16 protein-coding genes are annotated in these 16703 nt (G+C 58.4%); 11 read left to right on the forward strand and 5 right to left on the reverse strand.

All coding sequences use genetic code 11. From position 1 onward, the window contains the following. The first annotated feature begins 418 nt into the window (after positions 1–418). The 3 genes from hrpB (at position 419) to J5276_RS14825 (ending at position 4894) form a co-directional block, all read left to right on the forward strand. Positions 419–2905 (forward strand): ATP-dependent helicase HrpB, encoded by a 2487-nt coding sequence (gene hrpB, locus J5276_RS14815; RefSeq protein WP_112155690.1) that lies wholly within the window; start codon positions 419–421, stop codon positions 2903–2905. A gap of 29 nt (positions 2906–2934) precedes the next feature. Beyond that, positions 2935–4242, forward strand: a complete 1308-nt coding sequence (locus J5276_RS14820; protein ID WP_080800691.1) for an ActS/PrrB/RegB family redox-sensitive histidine kinase — start codon at positions 2935–2937, stop codon at positions 4240–4242. 67 nt (positions 4243–4309) lie between these two features. Beyond that, positions 4310–4894, forward strand: a complete 585-nt coding sequence (locus J5276_RS14825; RefSeq protein ID WP_003516258.1) for an ActR/PrrA/RegA family redox response regulator transcription factor — start codon at positions 4310–4312, stop codon at positions 4892–4894. Positions 4895–4952: 58 nt separating this feature from the next. On the opposite strand, the gene J5276_RS14830 is transcribed toward J5276_RS14825, so the two are convergent. Continuing rightward, a complete protein-coding gene (locus tag J5276_RS14830) occupies positions 4953–5438 on the reverse strand; it encodes an MmcB family DNA repair protein (protein WP_013635204.1) in 486 nt (161 codons plus the stop codon). 183 nt (positions 5439–5621) lie between these two features. Here J5276_RS14830 and J5276_RS14835 point away from each other — a divergent pair, with 183 nt between their 5' ends. Continuing rightward, positions 5622–6323 carry a L,D-transpeptidase gene (locus J5276_RS14835; protein WP_003516268.1) on the forward strand — a complete coding sequence of 234 codons (702 nt, stop codon included), beginning with the start codon at positions 5622–5624 and terminating at the stop codon, positions 6321–6323. 152 nt (positions 6324–6475) lie between these two features. Here J5276_RS14835 and J5276_RS14840 read toward each other — a convergent pair whose 3' ends face one another. The 4 genes from J5276_RS14840 to hslV all read right to left on the reverse strand — a co-directional run bounded on the left by J5276_RS14840 (position 6476) and on the right by hslV (position 11839). Then, a complete protein-coding gene (locus J5276_RS14840) occupies positions 6476–8644 on the reverse strand; it encodes a malate synthase G (protein WP_112153946.1) in 2169 nt (722 codons plus the stop codon). A gap of 121 nt (positions 8645–8765) precedes the next feature. Next, entirely contained in the window at positions 8766–9731 is a 966-nt protein-coding gene (locus J5276_RS14845) for a DUF1402 family protein (protein ID WP_003516272.1), read from the reverse strand. Between the two features lie 188 nt (positions 9732–9919). Then, complete coding sequence (gene hslU / locus J5276_RS14850) at positions 9920–11227, reverse strand: ATP-dependent protease ATPase subunit HslU (RefSeq protein ID WP_003516274.1); 1308 nt, start codon at positions 11225–11227, stop codon at positions 9920–9922. Positions 11228–11314: 87 nt separating this feature from the next. Then, a complete protein-coding gene (gene hslV, locus J5276_RS14855; RefSeq protein ID WP_003516283.1) occupies positions 11315–11839 on the reverse strand; it encodes an ATP-dependent protease subunit HslV in 525 nt (174 codons plus the stop codon). Positions 11840–12042: 203 nt separating this feature from the next. Between hslV and hisB the strand changes: the two genes are divergently transcribed. Genes hisB through coaA form a run of 7 tightly spaced genes read left to right on the forward strand, consistent with a single transcriptional unit; the run spans position 12043 to position 16665 of the window. Next, positions 12043–12639, forward strand: a complete 597-nt coding sequence (gene hisB, locus J5276_RS14860; RefSeq protein ID WP_003516285.1) for an imidazoleglycerol-phosphate dehydratase HisB — start codon at positions 12043–12045, stop codon at positions 12637–12639. Positions 12640–12662: 23 nt separating this feature from the next. Next, positions 12663–13157, forward strand: a complete 495-nt coding sequence (locus J5276_RS14865) for a DUF2628 domain-containing protein (RefSeq protein WP_025594749.1) — start codon at positions 12663–12665, stop codon at positions 13155–13157. A 1-nt stretch (position 13158) separates the two neighbouring features. After that, complete coding sequence (gene hisH, locus J5276_RS14870) at positions 13159–13809, forward strand: imidazole glycerol phosphate synthase subunit HisH (protein WP_003516289.1); 651 nt, start codon at positions 13159–13161, stop codon at positions 13807–13809. 1 nt (position 13810) lies between these two features. Further along, positions 13811–14554 (forward strand): 1-(5-phosphoribosyl)-5-[(5-phosphoribosylamino)methylideneamino]imidazole-4-carboxamide isomerase, encoded by a 744-nt coding sequence (hisA, locus tag J5276_RS14875; protein WP_111782503.1) that lies wholly within the window; start codon positions 13811–13813, stop codon positions 14552–14554. Then, positions 14551–15327, forward strand: a complete 777-nt coding sequence (gene hisF / locus J5276_RS14880; protein ID WP_003516294.1) for an imidazole glycerol phosphate synthase subunit HisF — start codon at positions 14551–14553, stop codon at positions 15325–15327. Before hisA ends, hisF begins: the two co-directional genes overlap by 4 nt. A gap of 16 nt (positions 15328–15343) precedes the next feature. Next, a complete protein-coding gene (locus tag J5276_RS14885; RefSeq protein ID WP_003516295.1) occupies positions 15344–15667 on the forward strand; it encodes a phosphoribosyl-ATP diphosphatase in 324 nt (107 codons plus the stop codon). Continuing rightward, a complete protein-coding gene (gene coaA, locus J5276_RS14890) occupies positions 15664–16665 on the forward strand; it encodes a type I pantothenate kinase (RefSeq protein WP_019565929.1) in 1002 nt (333 codons plus the stop codon). Before J5276_RS14885 ends, coaA begins: the two co-directional genes overlap by 4 nt. Positions 16666–16703 lie beyond the last annotated feature (38 nt).

Below are 16703 nucleotides of genomic sequence, written 5' to 3' on the forward strand. Positions count from 1 at the left end.
GCCCCTGGAAAACAACAAGCAGTCAGCTCATCAACATGATTTCTTTAGAACGAAAGACTTCGTCGCCAGCAGCGCCGCCGCCCTCGTTCAGTGAGCGGACTTATAAGAGATCACCCTCAAACAAGTCAACACACCTATCGTCAAAAAACTGACATTTTTGCTAAACCTATGAAAATAAAAGATAGTTTCAAGGCGGACCGCAAGGGAGGCATAGAAAGGACGGAATCCTCGTCTCTTTTGGCGGCGCATGCGGGAACCCCTTCCCACCCTTCACGACAGATAGCTTGCGAAGAACCGCAATTTTGCCGGAAGAGCTCTTGCGAAACCCTCTCCGCCGGCTGTCAAAGCACCGGGCCGTGCTTTAGAAACGGCAAAAGAGACGCTTAGACATCAACCCGATTGCCCCAGGCCTGTTTGCATGACCAGAACGCCAGCCCATATAAAGATCGATCTGCCCGTACTTCCCGTCAGCGACGTTCTGGCCGAGATTGCCCAAGCGTTGGACGGGTCAAAGCGTGCCGTTCTCTCGGCTCCTCCGGGTGCGGGCAAAACGACGCTGGTGCCGCTTCATCTCCTGCGTGAGGAATGGCGGGGCGACGGCAAGATCATTCTTCTCGAACCACGTCGGCTTGCCGCCCGGGCCGCGGCTGGACGCATGGCTGATCTTCTTCAGGAGAATGTTGGAGAAACCGTTGGCTATCGTATGCGGCTCGACAATCGCATCTCCTCAAGAACCCGGATTGAAGTGGTGACTGAGGGTGTCTTCGCCCGGATGGTTCTGGACGACCCGGAACTTGCCGGCGTTTCGACGGTGATTTTCGACGAGTTTCACGAACGCTCACTCGATGGCGATTTCGGACTAGCTCTTGCGCTCGACGTTCAGGAGGGATTGAGAGACGATCTGCGGATCCTCGTGATGTCCGCCACCCTTGATGTGGAACGCATCAGTGCGCTGATGGGCGATGCCCCTGTCATTCAGAGCCTCGGCCGCACGTATCCAATCGACATCCGCTACGAGGACCGCTGGCAGGGTGTGCCTGTCGACGAGAAAGTCACAAAGGCGATTACCGAAGCTCATGCATCGGAAACAGGCTCCATTCTTGCCTTCCTTCCGGGGCAGGCAGAAATTACTCGCACGGCCAACCGGCTGGAGGGGCGCTTTTCCGACGATACAGATATCATCCCGCTTTACGGCAATCTTTCGCAAAAGGAGCAGGATGCGGCGATCAAGCCGGCACCGGCCGGACGGCGCAAGATCGTGCTTGCCACATCGATCGCAGAAACATCTATCACCATAGATGGCGTGCGTGTGGTGATTGATAGCGGGTTGCAGCGAGTACCGGTTTTCGAACCGGCAACGGGAATCACGAGACTGGAGACAGTGCGGGTTTCGCGCGCCTCCGCCGACCAACGGGCGGGCCGAGCCGGACGAACGGAACCCGGCGTTGCGATCCGCCTGTGGCATCCGGGACAGACGGCAGCGCTCAACGCCTTCACGCCACCGCAAATTCTGGCGAGTGATCTTTCCGGCCTTGCACTCGACCTCGCCCATTGGGGCGTTCATGATCCTTCCGCGCTTTCATTTCTGGATGCCCCTCCCGAAGCGGCATTGAAGGAATCGATCGCGCTTCTCAAAAATCTGGGCGCACTCGATGAAAGCGGCGCGCTGACGCGACGCGGCCACCTGATGCGCAGCCTCTCACTACCGCCAAGGCTTGCGGCAATGGTAATTGCAGCGGGGAGCGAAGGTGCGGGAAAAAAGGCGGCGATGCTCGCTGTCATGCTGACGGAACAGGGACTGGGCGGAACCGACATTGATCTCGATGAAAGATTGCGCCGCTTTCTTTCCGAGAGAAGCGAAAGAGCGCAAGCGGCACGCAAGCTGGCTTCGAGACTTCTAGATGCGATCGGCGATGCGCAGACTATGAATGAACAGCCAAGCGAGGCTGGCCCCTTGCTGCTCCACGCCTATCCGGACCGGATTGCGCTTCAGCGAGGAGCGCGCGGTCGTTATGTGATGGCGAACGGCCGGGGTGCAGAACTTGCCGAAACCGAACGGCTGGCGGCGAGCAGGATGCTGGTGGTTGCCGATATTACCGGGCGTGCGGCACAGCCGCGCATCCTTTCCGCAGCAAGCATCGAGCGCACCGATATAGAAGAGCGGATGCCGCATCTTATTGTGCAGCAGGACCAGCTGCTGTTTGACAAGGCAAGCGGTCAGGCGCGTGCACGCCGCGTCACGCGCCTAGGCGCCATCATCCTCGACGAAACGCCCCTACCCCGCCCGGAGGGTGAACAGGCGGCGCAGGCACTTGCCAACGGCGTTCGGGAATTTGGTGTCGGAATTCTTCCGTTCACAAAAGAAACCCAGCAGTTGCGCGACAGGATAGGCTTTCTGAATGCCAGCATCGGCGACCCCTGGCCGGATGTCAGCGATGCTGCATTGCTTTTACGGCTGGATGAATGGTTCGTGCCCTTCCAGCACGGCGCCCGCAGCCTTCAGGATATCCGGCCCGGCAGCCTTTCCGAGGGACTTTTAGCCCTGGTGCCTTATGAGGTCGCACGCGATCTCGGCAGGCTTGCGCCGACGCATTTCGAAGCGCCGACGGGCCAGCGGCATCCTATTCGTTACGATGCCAGCGAACCGACGCTTTCCATTCGTGTGCAGGAGCTTTTCGGGCTGACGGCTCATCCCGCCATCGCGCAGGGGCGGTTGCCGCTGCTGCTGGAATTGACCTCGCCGGCGCACAGGCCGATACAGACGACACGCGATCTTCCCGGTTTCTGGGCAGGATCGTGGAAAGATGTGCGGGCGGACATGCGCGGGAGGTATCCGCGCCATCCATGGCCTGAGGACCCGGCATCGGCATTGCCGACCAGCCGCGCAAAACCGCGCGGAACGTGATGACGATGAAAAGCACAAAGGAGATGAAGGTGGCTGGCCATCCGATCGAAACAACAAGGCTTGGCCGCGCCAGCCGCAGGATAAGGCTGCAAACCATCGTATGGTTGCGCTGGCTGGCGGTGGCCGGGCAAAGTGCGACGATCCTGCTTGTTGCTTTCGGCTTGAACTTCCCCCTGCCACTTCTGGCTTGCAGCCTTTTGATCGGTGCACTGGCGCTTGCCAACCTGTTTCTCACTGCGCGTTTTCCCTCCACCTATCGTCTGGAGCCGTGGGAAGCGACATTGCTGCTGGCATTCGACCTGCTGCAATTGACGGCGCTCATCTACATCACCGGTGGTCTTTCTAATCCTTTCGCACCGCTGATCTGCGTGCAGGTCATCATCGCCTTCGCGTCGCAGCCGCTTCGGCACTCGCTTATTCTGCTCGCATTTGCCGTCATCTGCTCGACGGCAATCGCTTTTTCGCCGTTTCCGGTTCCGTGGTATCCCGGTGAGGTGCTGCCGATCCAGCTTCTGCTGCATGTGGGCACCTGGGTCGCGATCATTGCCACGACCTCTTTCGCGGCCTTTTATGCCTATCGCGTTTCACACGAGGCCAATCAGCTGGCCGATGCGCTGGCTGCGACCGAACTGGTGCTGGAGCGGGAAAAACATCTCTCGCAGCTAGACGGTCTGGCCGCCGCTGCGGCACACGAGTTGGGCACGCCGCTGGCGACAATCAGCGTCGTCGCCAAGGAAATGGAACGGGAACTCGGAAATGATGAAAGGTTTGGCGAAGACATAGCGCTGCTGCGCAGCCAGAGCGAAAGATGCCGGGATATTCTGCGCCGCCTTACATCACTTTCCACCGATGATGAAGAACATATGCGCCGCCTGCCGCTCTCCTCGCTGATTGAGGAGGTGATGGCGCCGCACCGGGAATTCGGCATCCGTCTCGATCTCGTCGAAAAGAACAACCGGATCGACGAGCCGGTTGGCATCCGGAATGCAGGCGTTATTTACGGGCTGGGCAATCTCATCGAAAACGGCGTGGACTATGCGCGGGAAAAAGTGACCGTGACCGTGGACTACGATTCGCAGAATGTCGCCGTCACCATTGAGGATGATGGACCGGGTTATGCCCATGACGTGCTTGCCCGCATTGGTGAACCCTATGTGACCGAACGTCACAACGATACCCGGGCGGGAGGGCTGGGACTCGGGCTTTTCATTGCAAAGACATTGCTGGAACGCTCCGGCGCCACCGTTACCTTCGAAAATCGCGGTTTGAGCGGAACCGGAGCGCGGGTCACAATCATCTGGCCTCGAGCGCTTATGGACGATAAAAGAGACCGTTGACTTTACCATCCACGTGGAAGCGGCGATAAGAAGAAAAAACCGACTAAGTTGCCGAAAGGCCTGAGACATGACGACAGAAGACCAGACCCCCATCAGCGCGACAACGGATGACGACGACCCGATCGGAGCTGACAGATCGCTGCTGATCGTCGATGACGACGGTCCCTTCCTGCGCCGGCTTGCCCGGGCCATGGAAACACGCGGATTTATCGTCGATACCGCCGAGACGGTCAGCGAAGGCATTGCCCGTTCCAAGGCTGCGCCGCCCAAATATGCGGTCGTTGATTTGCGGCTTACGGATGGCAATGGTCTCGAGGTCATCGAAGCCATCCGGCAGTACCGGGACGATACGCAGATTGTCGTCCTGACGGGCTACGGCAATATCGCAACCGCCGTTACCGCCGTGAAGCTTGGGGCGCTGGATTATCTTGCCAAACCGGCCGATGCGGACGATGTCTTCAATGCGCTGACGCAGCGCAAGGGAGAAAAGACTGAAGTGCCCGAAAACCCGATGTCGGCCGACCGGGTTCGTTGGGAGCATATTCAGCGCGTTTATGAAATGTGCGAGCGCAACGTCTCGGAAACCGCCCGCCGGCTTAACATGCACCGGAGAACGCTGCAGCGCATTCTGGCGAAACGCGCGCCGAAGTAGAGCATTTACAGTATAAGTGAGAAGCGGTTTACGTCTGGATATGGTCTGGAACCGGGTATCACTCTCCGAAGCTGCGCCCCGTCGTCCACTCCGCCAGCATCAGCCGGGTTGCAGCGGTTCTCGAGAAATCCAGCATCACCGATTTGCGGGTTGCGGGCGGTAATTTATGCTCCGGCGCATCGCGAAGCATATGGGCGCCATAGCCATCCGACAGGATAAGCCCACATTCTTCCGGAAAGATTTCGACCGGCACTTCCGGATGGGTGGCAAAAAACAGCCGGTCGCAATGCAGGCGGTATTCCGGCCATTTGCGATCGACGCGGAAGTCCTCGATCGAGGATTTGATTTCGATAATCCAGATTTCACCCTTTGCCGAAAGGCTGATGAGATCGGCCCGTCGTCCGCTTGCAAGCGGCAGTTCCGGCAAAACCGAATGTCGCATCTCGTGCAAAAGCACCTGAACGCCGCGGCGCACCAGCATCGCCTTGTCCGACTGGCGACCGTCGATTAACGGATTATTGTTGGTAAGCGAAAGAATAGTCATGGATAAAGGCTACTGAGGCGTTTGGCCTATTGTTGCAAAAAGGCAATCAACCGGCAATTTTAAAGTCACATTCGTCCTGCAGCAGCGTATCGGCTTGCCAAGAACGGCTTAATGGAAAATAACCGATTTATCCAATTAAGCCTACTCCTTCGCACAATTTGGCGAATTTTCCGCGAGAACGATATGCGCATCCGTACCTCATTGACTGCACTCGGTCTGACGGCAGCACTGGCTCTGGCCGGCTGCGCCGAAACCACATCCCAATCATCCGGCCAGGTAGCGGCGTCAGTGCCGGTCGCTAACCCGGTTCCGGCAAAGGTCGAAACCGTCCAGATCTTCAACGATGTTTACGGCCCTGTGACCGACGCGGGCTATGCGCTGCCCGCCATCCCGATCAATCGTGTGAACGAGAAGTTCCGTCGTCAGATCGTCGAATTCCAGAATAACGAACGGCCGGGCACGATCATCGTCAATACGCGTGAGCGTTTCCTTTATTATATCCTGCCCGGCAACCGCGCAGTTCGTTACGGCATCGGCGTTGGCAAGGCTGGTTTTGCCTGGGCCGGCGAAGCCTATGTCGCCTGGAAGCAGGAATGGCCGATGTGGCATCCGCCGAAGGAAATGGCCGACCGCAAGCCGGAAGTCGCAAAGTATGTCGAGGCAGGCATGGGTCCGGGTCTTTCTAACCCGCTCGGCGCGCGCGCCATGTATCTCTTCAACGAAAAGGGACAGGACACGCTGTTCCGTATCCACGGTTCGCCTGAATGGGCATCGATCGGCACCGCCGCCTCTTCCGGCTGCATCCGCATGATCAACCAGGACGTCATCGACCTTTACAGCCGCGTCCGTCCCGGCCGCAGCACCAAGGTTGTCGTGATCCAGTAAGATCAGATACCAGACAAAGAAAAAGCCGCCGTGGAATTCCCGGCGGCTTTTTTGTTTCTGGAGCATTCCCAGTAAAAGTGCATAGCAGTTTTAAGGTAGAGCACGTCGAACATTGCATTCAGACAAGACGTGCTCTGGAGTGCCTGTCGGCCTCAAGCCGCCTGCTTCGCCTTCAGTTCGAGGCGACGGCGGTGCAGAACCGGTTCCGTATAACCGTTAGGCTGCTCCCGGCCTTTGAGCACAAGTTCGACGGCGGCCTGAAAAGCGACCGATCCTTCAAAGTTGGACGCCATCGGCAGATAGGCCGGATCTCCGGCATTTTGGCTATCGACCACGGCGGCCATACGTTTCATGGTCTCAACGATCTGCTCTTGCGTAACCACGCCATGGCGCAGCCAGTTGGCCATATGCTGCGCGGAGATGCGCAGCGTGGCGCGGTCCTCCATCAGTCCGACATTGTTGATGTCAGGCACCTTGGAGCAGCCGACGCCCTGATCGACCCAGCGCACGACATATCCCAGAATACCCTGCGCGTTGTTGTCGAGTTCGCGCTGGATTTCCTCGGGCGTCCAATTGGGACGCGGCACGACCGGCACCGATAGAATATCGGAGAGTTTTGCCCGGCCGCGGCTTTTCAGGTCGTCCTGAACGGCTGCGACATCGACCTTGTGATAATGCGTGGCATGCAGCGTCGCAGCCGTGGGTGAAGGTACCCAGGCGGTGTTGGCGCCTGCCTTCGGATGCGCGATCTTCTGCTCCAGCATGGCGGCCATCAGGTCAGGCATGGCCCACATGCCCTTACCGATCTGCGCATGGCCGGAAAGGCCGCATTCCAGACCGATATCGACGTTCCAGTTCTCGTAAGCCGCAATCCAGGCCGCCTGTTTCATATCACCCTTGCGGATCATCGGACCCGCTTCCATCGAGGTATGAATTTCGTCGCCCGTGCGGTCGAGGAAGCCGGTATTGATGAAGACGACCCGGTCTTTTGCCGCGCGAATGCTTTCCTTGAGGTTGACCGTGGTGCGGCGTTCCTCGTCCATGATGCCCATTTTCATGGTGTTCGGCGCCATGCCGACAAGCTTTTCGGCCCGCGTGAAAATCTCGTTGGCGAAGGCGACTTCCTCCGGCCCGTGCATCTTCGGCTTGACGACATACATGGAACCGGCGCGGGAATTCTGGCGACGGCCGGAGGGGCCGACATCGTAAAGCGCAATCAGCGCTGTGGCGACGGCGTCCATGATACCTTCCGGCACCTCGCGGCCATCCTTGTCGAGGATCGCCGGATTGGTCATGAGGTGACCGACATTACGCACCAGCATCAGGGAGCGCCCCGGCAGAGTAAGTGCTCCACCATCGGGGGCGGTGTAATAACGATCCGGGTTGAGACTACGGGTGAAGGTGTTACCACCCTTGGAAACCTTCTCCGTCAGGTCGCCGCGCATCAGGCCAAGCCAGTTGCCATAAACCAGCACCTTGTCCTCGGCATCAACAGCGGCAACGGAATCCTCGCAGTCCATGATGGTTGTCAGCGCCGATTCGAGAATGACATCAGAGATGCCCGCCTTGTCACCCTTGCCGATTTCCGTCGAGGGATCGATGACGATCTCGGTGTGAAGACCATTCTTGCCAAGCAGGATCGTTGCCGGCTTTTCCGCATCGCCGGTAAAGCCCCTGAATTGCTCGGCATCTTTCAGGCCCGTTTTGCTGTCACCGATTGCAAGCTGCAAGAGGCCGTCAACGATCTTGAATCCGGTCACATCCGACCAGCCTGCCGTTTCGAGCGGAGCTGATTCGTTGAGGAAGTTCCGCGCCCAGGCAATGACCTTTTCGCCGCGTTTCGGATTATAGCCCCTGCCCTTTTCCGCACCATCGGCGTCAGAAATGGCATCCGTGCCGTAAAGTGCATCGTAAAGCGAACCCCAGCGGGCATTGGCGGCGTTCAGCGCATAACGGGCATTCATGACCGGCACGACAAGCTGCGGGCCTGCGACAGCGGCAATTTCCGAATCGACGTTGCTGGTTTCGACCTTGAAGCCGGGTCCTTCCGGCAGCAGATAGCCGATTTCCTTCAGGAAGCCCTCATAGACATCAAAATCCGTCGGGGCGCCATTCTGCCGGTACCAGCCATCCAGTTTTTCCTGCAAGGCGTCGCGCTTTGCGAGCAATTCACGATTCTTAGGGGAAAGCTCGTGGACGATGGCGGAAAAGCCTTCGAAGAAGGTTTCTGCATCAAGACCCGTGCCCGGCAGAACGTCATCCGTCAAAAAAGCATAAAGCCTGTCATCAATGGAAAGACCGAATTTATTGGTGCGGCTCACATGCGCCTCCTCTTTATCTCAAGGGCGCAGATTGGACGCTGAGGCAGGCGCTCGTCAATTGCGAGAGGCAACCAAATATTATTTCCGTTTTGGAAAGAATGCCGACGATAATCGTCTTTTTCTACAACAGCGCCTGCAAATCCTTGATGCGATCGTTCACCAGCCAGCCGTAATAGTTTTCTTCCGGCAAAAGCGGCTGTTCCCCCCCTGCGGCGCGCTGACGATTTTTCTGGGCGAGAGCGGCAGCGCGCTGCGCGGATCCGCCGACATTATAAAGCGTGGACGTTACACCAGGATTTTTGGAAACATCCATGTCGGCAATCGACCTGTAGTCGTCGATCGATTTGCGGATGGAAGCTGCCATGAAGGCGAGCGAGCGATCCGGGTCCATGATCGCGGTATAAACGGCGGTCGCATCGTTTTCGTCGAGCTTCTCATAACCTGAGGTTTTCGACACCATGTCGGACAACATCAATGCCGTGAGCGGATTGATCTGGCCAAGACCGAAGGTCTGTCCGGCATAAAAGGGCTGGAAAAATACAGCGCTGAAACGATTGTTCGGATAGGCAACGCCATCTACCGTCTTGCCGCGGAAGCTGTCGTCCCAGACGTCTTCCCGACAGTTCCAAAGGCTATAGGAATCCTTTTTCGACTGGCACCTGGCGAATTGCGAATGCGTCAGAAACTGCGCGATGGTTTCGTCCTTGTAGCCGAAACGGAAGCTGCTGCCGGCATAGGAGGCGGCCTTGACGTAGTAGGATTGCAGGCGGTCATAGGCGTCGACGTTATAGGTATGCTCGCCGACAATCGCCCCGATCATGTGGATCGGATCGATACCGTAGCGCCCGGCAGTAGACTTGATCTTGCCGATCAGTGCCTTGTCGGAAGACAGGAGGTCGATCACCTTCTGGTATTTACGCTCGAAAGACGTATTGGAACCCTTGGTTCGACGTGCGGAAGCCCCCGGAATGCCCGGCTGTTCGGCATTGCGATTGCCAGGCGGGACGACCGTCGCGGCCTCGGCATAAGAAGACGAGACGACGGTGAACGTCAAAGCGGCGGCAAATGCCAGAAGAGTTTTGCGCACGAGCGAATGCCTTTTCTCAAGCCGACCTCTCCCGAACCAAGAGAAAACCGGACCATTCCATAAAGCGGTTCCAACCGGAATGCAGCCTTTCCCATAAACAAAAAGGGGGCTGAATGCGAGACAAGGCCATAAAATAAAAGAGTGCGGCAAATGTGGCCGCACTCTCGTGTCTTTGCTCTCCAAGATATTCAGAGAATATAGCGGGACAAATCCGTATCGGCGGCAAGATCGCCGACGTGCTTTTTGACATATTCCTGATCGATCTTGACGGCAGAGCCACCACGATCGGGTGCGTTGAAGGAAATCTCGTCGAGAACACGCTCCATCACCGTCTGCAGGCGGCGCGCACCGATATTCTCGACCGACGAGTTGAGATGAACAGCCACGTCGGCCAGAGCGTCGATCGCATCGTCCGTGAAGTCGAGATCGAGTTCTTCCGTCGCCATCAGCGCCTTGTACTGGCGGATGAGGCTTGCTTCCGTCTCGGTCAGGATACGGCGGAAGTCCTCCTTCGTCAGCGGCTTCAGCTCGACACGGATCGGCAGGCGGCCCTGAAGCTCCGGCAGAAGGTCGGACGGCTTTGCCACATGGAACGCGCCGGAAGCGATGAACAGAACGTGGTCGGTTTTCACCGGCCCGTATTTGGTCGAGACAGTCGTGCCTTCAACGAGCGGCAGAAGATCGCGCTGCACGCCTTCACGCGAGACGCCGGCACCCATGCCGCCGTCGCGGGCGGCAATCTTATCAATCTCATCGAGGAAGACGATGCCGTCATTTTCCACCGACTTCACCGCTTCACGCTGGATCATGTCATTATCGAGCAGCTTGTCGGATTCGTCGCGAACGAGATCGGTATAGGATTTCGAGACGGTGGTGCGTACCTTCTTCGTACGTCCGCCCATCGCCTTGCCAAACATTTCCGACAGGTTGAGAACGCCGATATTGGCGCCCGGCATGCCGGGGATTTCAAAACCGGGCATGCCCGAACCGCTGTCGGCCACTTCGATGTCGATTTCCTTGTCGTCCAGCTCGCCATCGCGCAGCTTCTTGCGGAAGCTCTCACGTGTCGCGGGTGACGCGGTCGATCCGACCAGTGCGTCGAGCACCCGCTCTTCGGCGCTCTGATGCGCCTTGGCCTGTACTTCCGCGCGCTTCTTTTCACGCACGAGGCCAATGCCGATCTCGACCAGATCGCGGATGATCTGCTCGACATCGCGACCGACATAACCGACTTCGGTAAATTTGGTCGCTTCGACCTTAATGAAGGGCGCGCCGGCAAGCTTGGCGAGACGGCGCGAAATCTCCGTCTTGCCGACACCGGTCGGTCCGATCATCAGGATGTTTTTCGGCATCACTTCGTCGCGCAGGCTCTCATCGAGCTGCTGGCGACGCCAACGGTTGCGCAGCGCAATCGCGACCGCACGTTTCGCATCATGCTGGCCGATGATGTGGCGGTCCAGTTCCGAGACAATTTCCCGGGGAGAAAAAGTGGTCATTCTGTCCTCTCGGCTTTCCTGTTCCGGCCGGCCATTCTGGCCCGGCCCACAGGACCCTTGGGTGAGAAATGGGGGTGAGAAATATGCTTACTCGGCGTCGAGGGTTTCGATGACGAGGTTATGGTTGGTGTAAACGCAGATATCGGCGGCGATATCGAGCGACTTGCGCGCCACCTCCTCTGCCGACTTGTCCGTATCCATCATGGCGCGGGCAGCCGCAAAGGCGTAGTTGCCGCCGGAGCCGATGGCGATCGCGCCATGTTCAGGTTCCAGCACGTCACCATTACCGGTGATGGCGAGTGTCGTGGATTTGTCGGCCACCAGCATCATGGCTTCGAGGTTGCGCAGATATTTATCCGTGCGCCAGTCCTTTGCAAGCTCTACGGCCGCGCGCATGAGCTGACCGGGATATTGCTCGAGTTTCTTTTCGAGACGGTCGAGCAGCGTGAAGGCATCCGCCGTTGCGCCGGCAAAACCGGCAATCACTTCACCCTTGCCAATGCGTCGAACCTTGCGGGCATTGCCCTTCATGACGGTCTGGCCAAGACTTACCTGACCATCGCCAGCCATGACGACCTTGCCGCCCTTCCTGACCGTAATAATCGTTGTCATCAAACACCTGTCTGCCCTACCGGGCCTGCGGTTAACGGGCCGGCATCCGGCCCTTCTCGGCATCTATGTAAGTTTGCTTTTCACGATTGCAAATCCTGCCCGCACTGCACTGTTTTGCGCAGATCATGCAAGACGATGGAACAACTGGATATTTGTGTCTCGTGCTGATAAGGAACGGCGACATTTTCACGGAGCGGCCACAGATGGCAGAACGTAAAGGCGAGATCATCCGCAAGACCAACGAAACCTCGGTTTCGGTGCGCGTGGATATCGACGGCACCGGCAAGTCGACAATTTCCACCGGGGTGGGATTTTTCGATCATATGCTGGACCAGCTGAGCCGCCATTCGCTGATCGACATGGATATCGAGGTTCAAGGTGACCTGCATATCGATGATCACCATACGGTGGAAGATACCGGCATCGCCATCGGCCAGGCCATCGCGAAGGCGTTGGGCGACAGGCGCGGCATTACCCGCTACGCCTCGCTCGATCTTGCCATGGATGAGACGATGACCAAGGCTGCCGTGGATATTTCCGGCCGTCCCTTCCTCGTGTGGAATGTTAACTTCTCCGCGCCGAAGATCGGCACATTCGACACCGAGCTTGTGCGCGAATTCTTTCAGGCGCTGGCCCAGAATGCCGGCATCACGCTGCATATCCTGAACCATTACGGCGCCAACAACCATCATATCGCCGAAACATGCTTCAAGGCCGTTGCCCGCGTTCTTCGCGCGGCAACCGAGATCGACCCCCGGCAGGCAGGCCGCGTTCCCTCGACAAAGGGTATGCTGGCCTGACCGCCAAAGCTGTCAGGAAGCCCATGACAAGCTATCTCGTTCTGGAAGCCCCCAACGGGCCGGACAGGGACCACAAGACGACCCGCTTCATAGCAGACCGTTTCGTCTGGCTAGCACTTATTGCGCCCTGGCTGTGGCTGGCCGTAAACCGGCTGTGGCTGGCCGCGATCGTCGTATTTGCAGTTCTCGTTCTGGCCGGTTGGGCATCAATGTTACCCGGATTCGAACCGGTAGGCATTTTGTGCAGCGTCGCCATTGCCCTCATCACTGCACTGGAGGGGCGCGATTTTCTCGTCCGGCACCTGATAGGCAAGGGCTGGAAGATGACCTCGGTCATTTCCGCCCCTGATCTTTCGAGTGCCGAAGAGATATATTTCTCCGATCTTTCCGAAAATACCGAGCCGTCGGGACAGCTGTCGCAGCCGGTATGGACCCCCTCGCCGCAGAAGAGCGGTGACAAAAACTTCGTCAACGATCCCTCCGGATCGTTTCTTTTCGACTTGAATGGAAGGCGCTGACATGCGCGTCGCGATCATCGACTACGGTTCTGGCAACCTGCGTTCGGCCACCAAGGCTTTCGAGCGCGCCGCCCGCGAAGCCGGCATCAATGCAACCATTGACCTGACCGATAAGCCGGATCACGTCGCATCTGCGGACCGCATCGTACTGCCAGGCGTCGGCGCCTATGCCGATTGCCGCGCCGGTCTCGAAGCTGTGCCCGGCATGCATGAGGCGCTTATCGAAGCCGTCGAGAAAAAAGCTCATCCCTTCCTCGGCATCTGCGTCGGAATGCAGCTGATGTCTTCGCGCGGTCTCGAAAAGACTGTCAGCACGGGGCTTGGCTGGATCGAAGGCGATGTCATTGAAATGACGCCCTCCGATCCGACGCTTAAAATCCCGCAGATTGGCTGGAATACGCTGGAAATCCGGCATCAGCATCCCCTGTTCGACGGTATCAGAACCGGCGCTGACGGCTTGCATGCCTATTTCGTGCATTCCTATCATCTGGCGGCGAAACATCCGGCGGATGTCATCGCCACCACCAATTACGGTGGCGCGATGACGGCTTTCGTTGGTCGCGACAATATGGCTGGCGCGCAGTTCCACCCGGAAAAAAGCCAGACGCTCGGCCTCGCCCTGATTTCCAATTTCCTGCGCTGGAAGCCCTGACATGATTCTTTTTCCCGCAATCGATCTTAAAGACGGCCAGTGCGTTCGCCTGAAACTCGGCGATATGGAGCAGGCAACCGTTTACAATACGGACCCCGGCGCGCAGGCGAAATCCTTCGAGGACCAAGGCTTCGAGTGGCTGCATGTCGTCGATCTCAACGGCGCCTTCGCTGGCCAGACGGTGAATGGCGAAGCGGTCGATGCCATTCTCAAGGCCACGACAAACCCGGTGCAGCTTGGCGGCGGCATCCGCACTCTCGATCATATTGAGGCGTGGCTCAGCCGTGGGCTTGCCCGCGTCATTCTCGGCACCGTGGCGGTGCGCGATCCCGTTCTGGTTATCGAAGCCTGCAAGCGTTTCCCCGGTCAGGTCGCTGTCGGCATCGACGCCAAAGGCGGCAAGGTTGCTGTTGAGGGCTGGGCGGAAGCCTCAGAACTGGGCGTTATCGAACTTGCCAAACGTTTCGAAGGTGCCGGCGTTGCCGCCATCATCTACACCGATATCGATCGCGACGGCATTCTGGCTGGCATCAACTGGGCCTCGACACTCGAACTGGCAGATGCCGTGTCGATCCCCGTCATCGCCTCCGGCGGCCTTGCCTCGATCGACGACATCAAGCGCATGTTGCAGCCGGATGCCGCAAAGCTAGAGGGCGCAATTTCAGGCCGCGCGCTTTATGACGGGCGCATCGATCCTGCCGAGGCGCTCGCCCTCATCAAGGCTGCCAAGGAGGTAAGCGCATGACCCTCAAAGCCCGCGTTATTCCCTGCCTCGATGTAAAAGACGGCCGAGTCGTCAAGGGTGTGAACTTCGTCGATCTTATCGACGCCGGCGACCCAGTCGAGGCGGCGAAGGCCTATGATGCGGCGGGAGCGGACGAACTCTGCTTTCTCGACATTACCGCCTCGTCCGACAATCGCGACACGATTTTCGACGTGGTATCGCGCACGGCCGACCATTGCTTCATGCCGCTGACCGTCGGCGGCGGCGTCCGCGCCGTGGCTGACATCCGCAAGCTGCTTCTCTGCGGTGCAGACAAGGTCTCCATCAATTCCGCAGCGGTGAAAGATCCTGATTTCGTCGCGCAGGCTGCCGACAAATTCGGCAACCAGTGTATCGTCGTCTCCATCGACGCCAAGCGGGTTTCGAAGGACGGGGAAGACGGCCGCTGGGAGATCTTCACGCATGGTGGACGTCAGCCAACCGGAATCGACGCCGTGGAATTTGCCATCAAGATGGTCGAACGCGGTGCCGGCGAATTGCTCGTCACCTCGATGGACCGCGATGGCACCAAAAGCGGATACGATATCGGCCTGACACGCAGCATTGCCGATCAGGTTCGCGTGCCCGTCATCGCCTCGGGTGGCGTCGGAACGCTGGATGATCTGGTAGCCGGCGTTCGCGATGGCCATGCGACCGCAGTGCTTGCCGCTTCCATCTTCCACTTCGGCACCTATTCGATCGGGCAAGCCAAAAGCTACATGGCCGAGCATGGCATCGCCATGCGTCTCGACTGATTGCAGGAACCTTTCCATGAGCGCATTTTCCCTTTCCGATCTGGAACGCATCGTCGCGACACGCGCCGCCGCCTCCCCCGATGAATCCTGGACGGCCAAGCTTGTTGCGGCGGGCCAGGAACGTGCGGCGAAAAAACTGGGCGAAGAGGCTGTTGAGGCCGTCATCGCCGCCATCGCGAAAGACCGCGACGGGCTAAAAAACGAGGCCGCCGATCTGCTTTATCACCTGCTGGTGGTGTTGAAGATCGCCGACATTCCCCTTGCCGACGTCTTTGCCGAGCTGGAGCGCCGGACCGGACAGACCGGACTTGCGGAAAAGGCAGCGAGGCCGACATCATGAATGTCAAGGCAGGCAGCGGGGAGAGAGGCATGCCGAGCACACTCGATCATTTCCGCCCGGATGAATATTCGCCCTATCACTTCTTCAGCTCGGAAGAATGGGCAAAGTTTCGCGCCGACACACCACTCACCCTTTCAGCCGACGAGGTCAAAAGACTGCGTTCGCTGGACGACCCGATCGATCTGGACGAAGTGCGGCGTATCTATCTGTCGCTGTCGCGCCTCCTGTCATCGCATGTGGAAGCATCGCAGCTGCTGTTCGAACAGCGCAACCGCTTCCTGAACATGGCGGATGTCAACAAGACGCCCTTCGTCATCGGCATTGCCGGGTCGGTGGCGGTTGGAAAATCGACAACGGCGCGCATTTTGAAGGAGCTTCTGGCCCGCTGGCCTTCCAGCCCGAAGGTCGATCTCATCACCACCGACGGGTTTCTTTACCCGAACGAGGTGCTGCGGCGCGAAAACCTGATGGAGCGCAAGGGCTTTCCGGAAAGCTACGACATCGGTGCGCTGCTGCGTTTCCTCTCGGCGATCAAGGCGGGCCAGCCGAATGTGAAGGCGCCACGCTACTCGCATCTGACCTATGACGTGCTGCCGAACGAATTCACTGTCATCGACCAGCCGGATATCCTCATCTTCGAAGGCATCAACGTGCTGCAATCACGCGACCTGCCGGCGGGCGGGCGGATCGTGCCGATCGTTTCCGACTTCTTCGATTTCTCGATCTACATCGATGCGGATGAGGACTTCATTCACAACTGGTATGTGAACCGGTTCATGAATCTGCGGCAAACCGCCTTCCGGGACCCGAATTCATTCTTCAATCGCTATGCGTCGATCAGCGAAGAGGCGGCGCTCAGCATTGCCGAGGGCCTCTGGCAGAACATCAACCTGAAGAACCTGCGCCAGAACATCGTGCCCACGCGTCCACGCGCCGATCTTATCCTGCGCAAGGGCAAAAACCACCTGATCGACACGGTTGCGCTTCGCAAATTGTGAAAGATGCCGCAAAAGCGGCATCTCCATCGCAGCGGTTA

This window comes from Agrobacterium sp. S7/73 (assembly GCF_019355535.1).
GTDB lineage: Bacteria > Pseudomonadota > Alphaproteobacteria > Rhizobiales > Rhizobiaceae > Agrobacterium > Agrobacterium tumefaciens.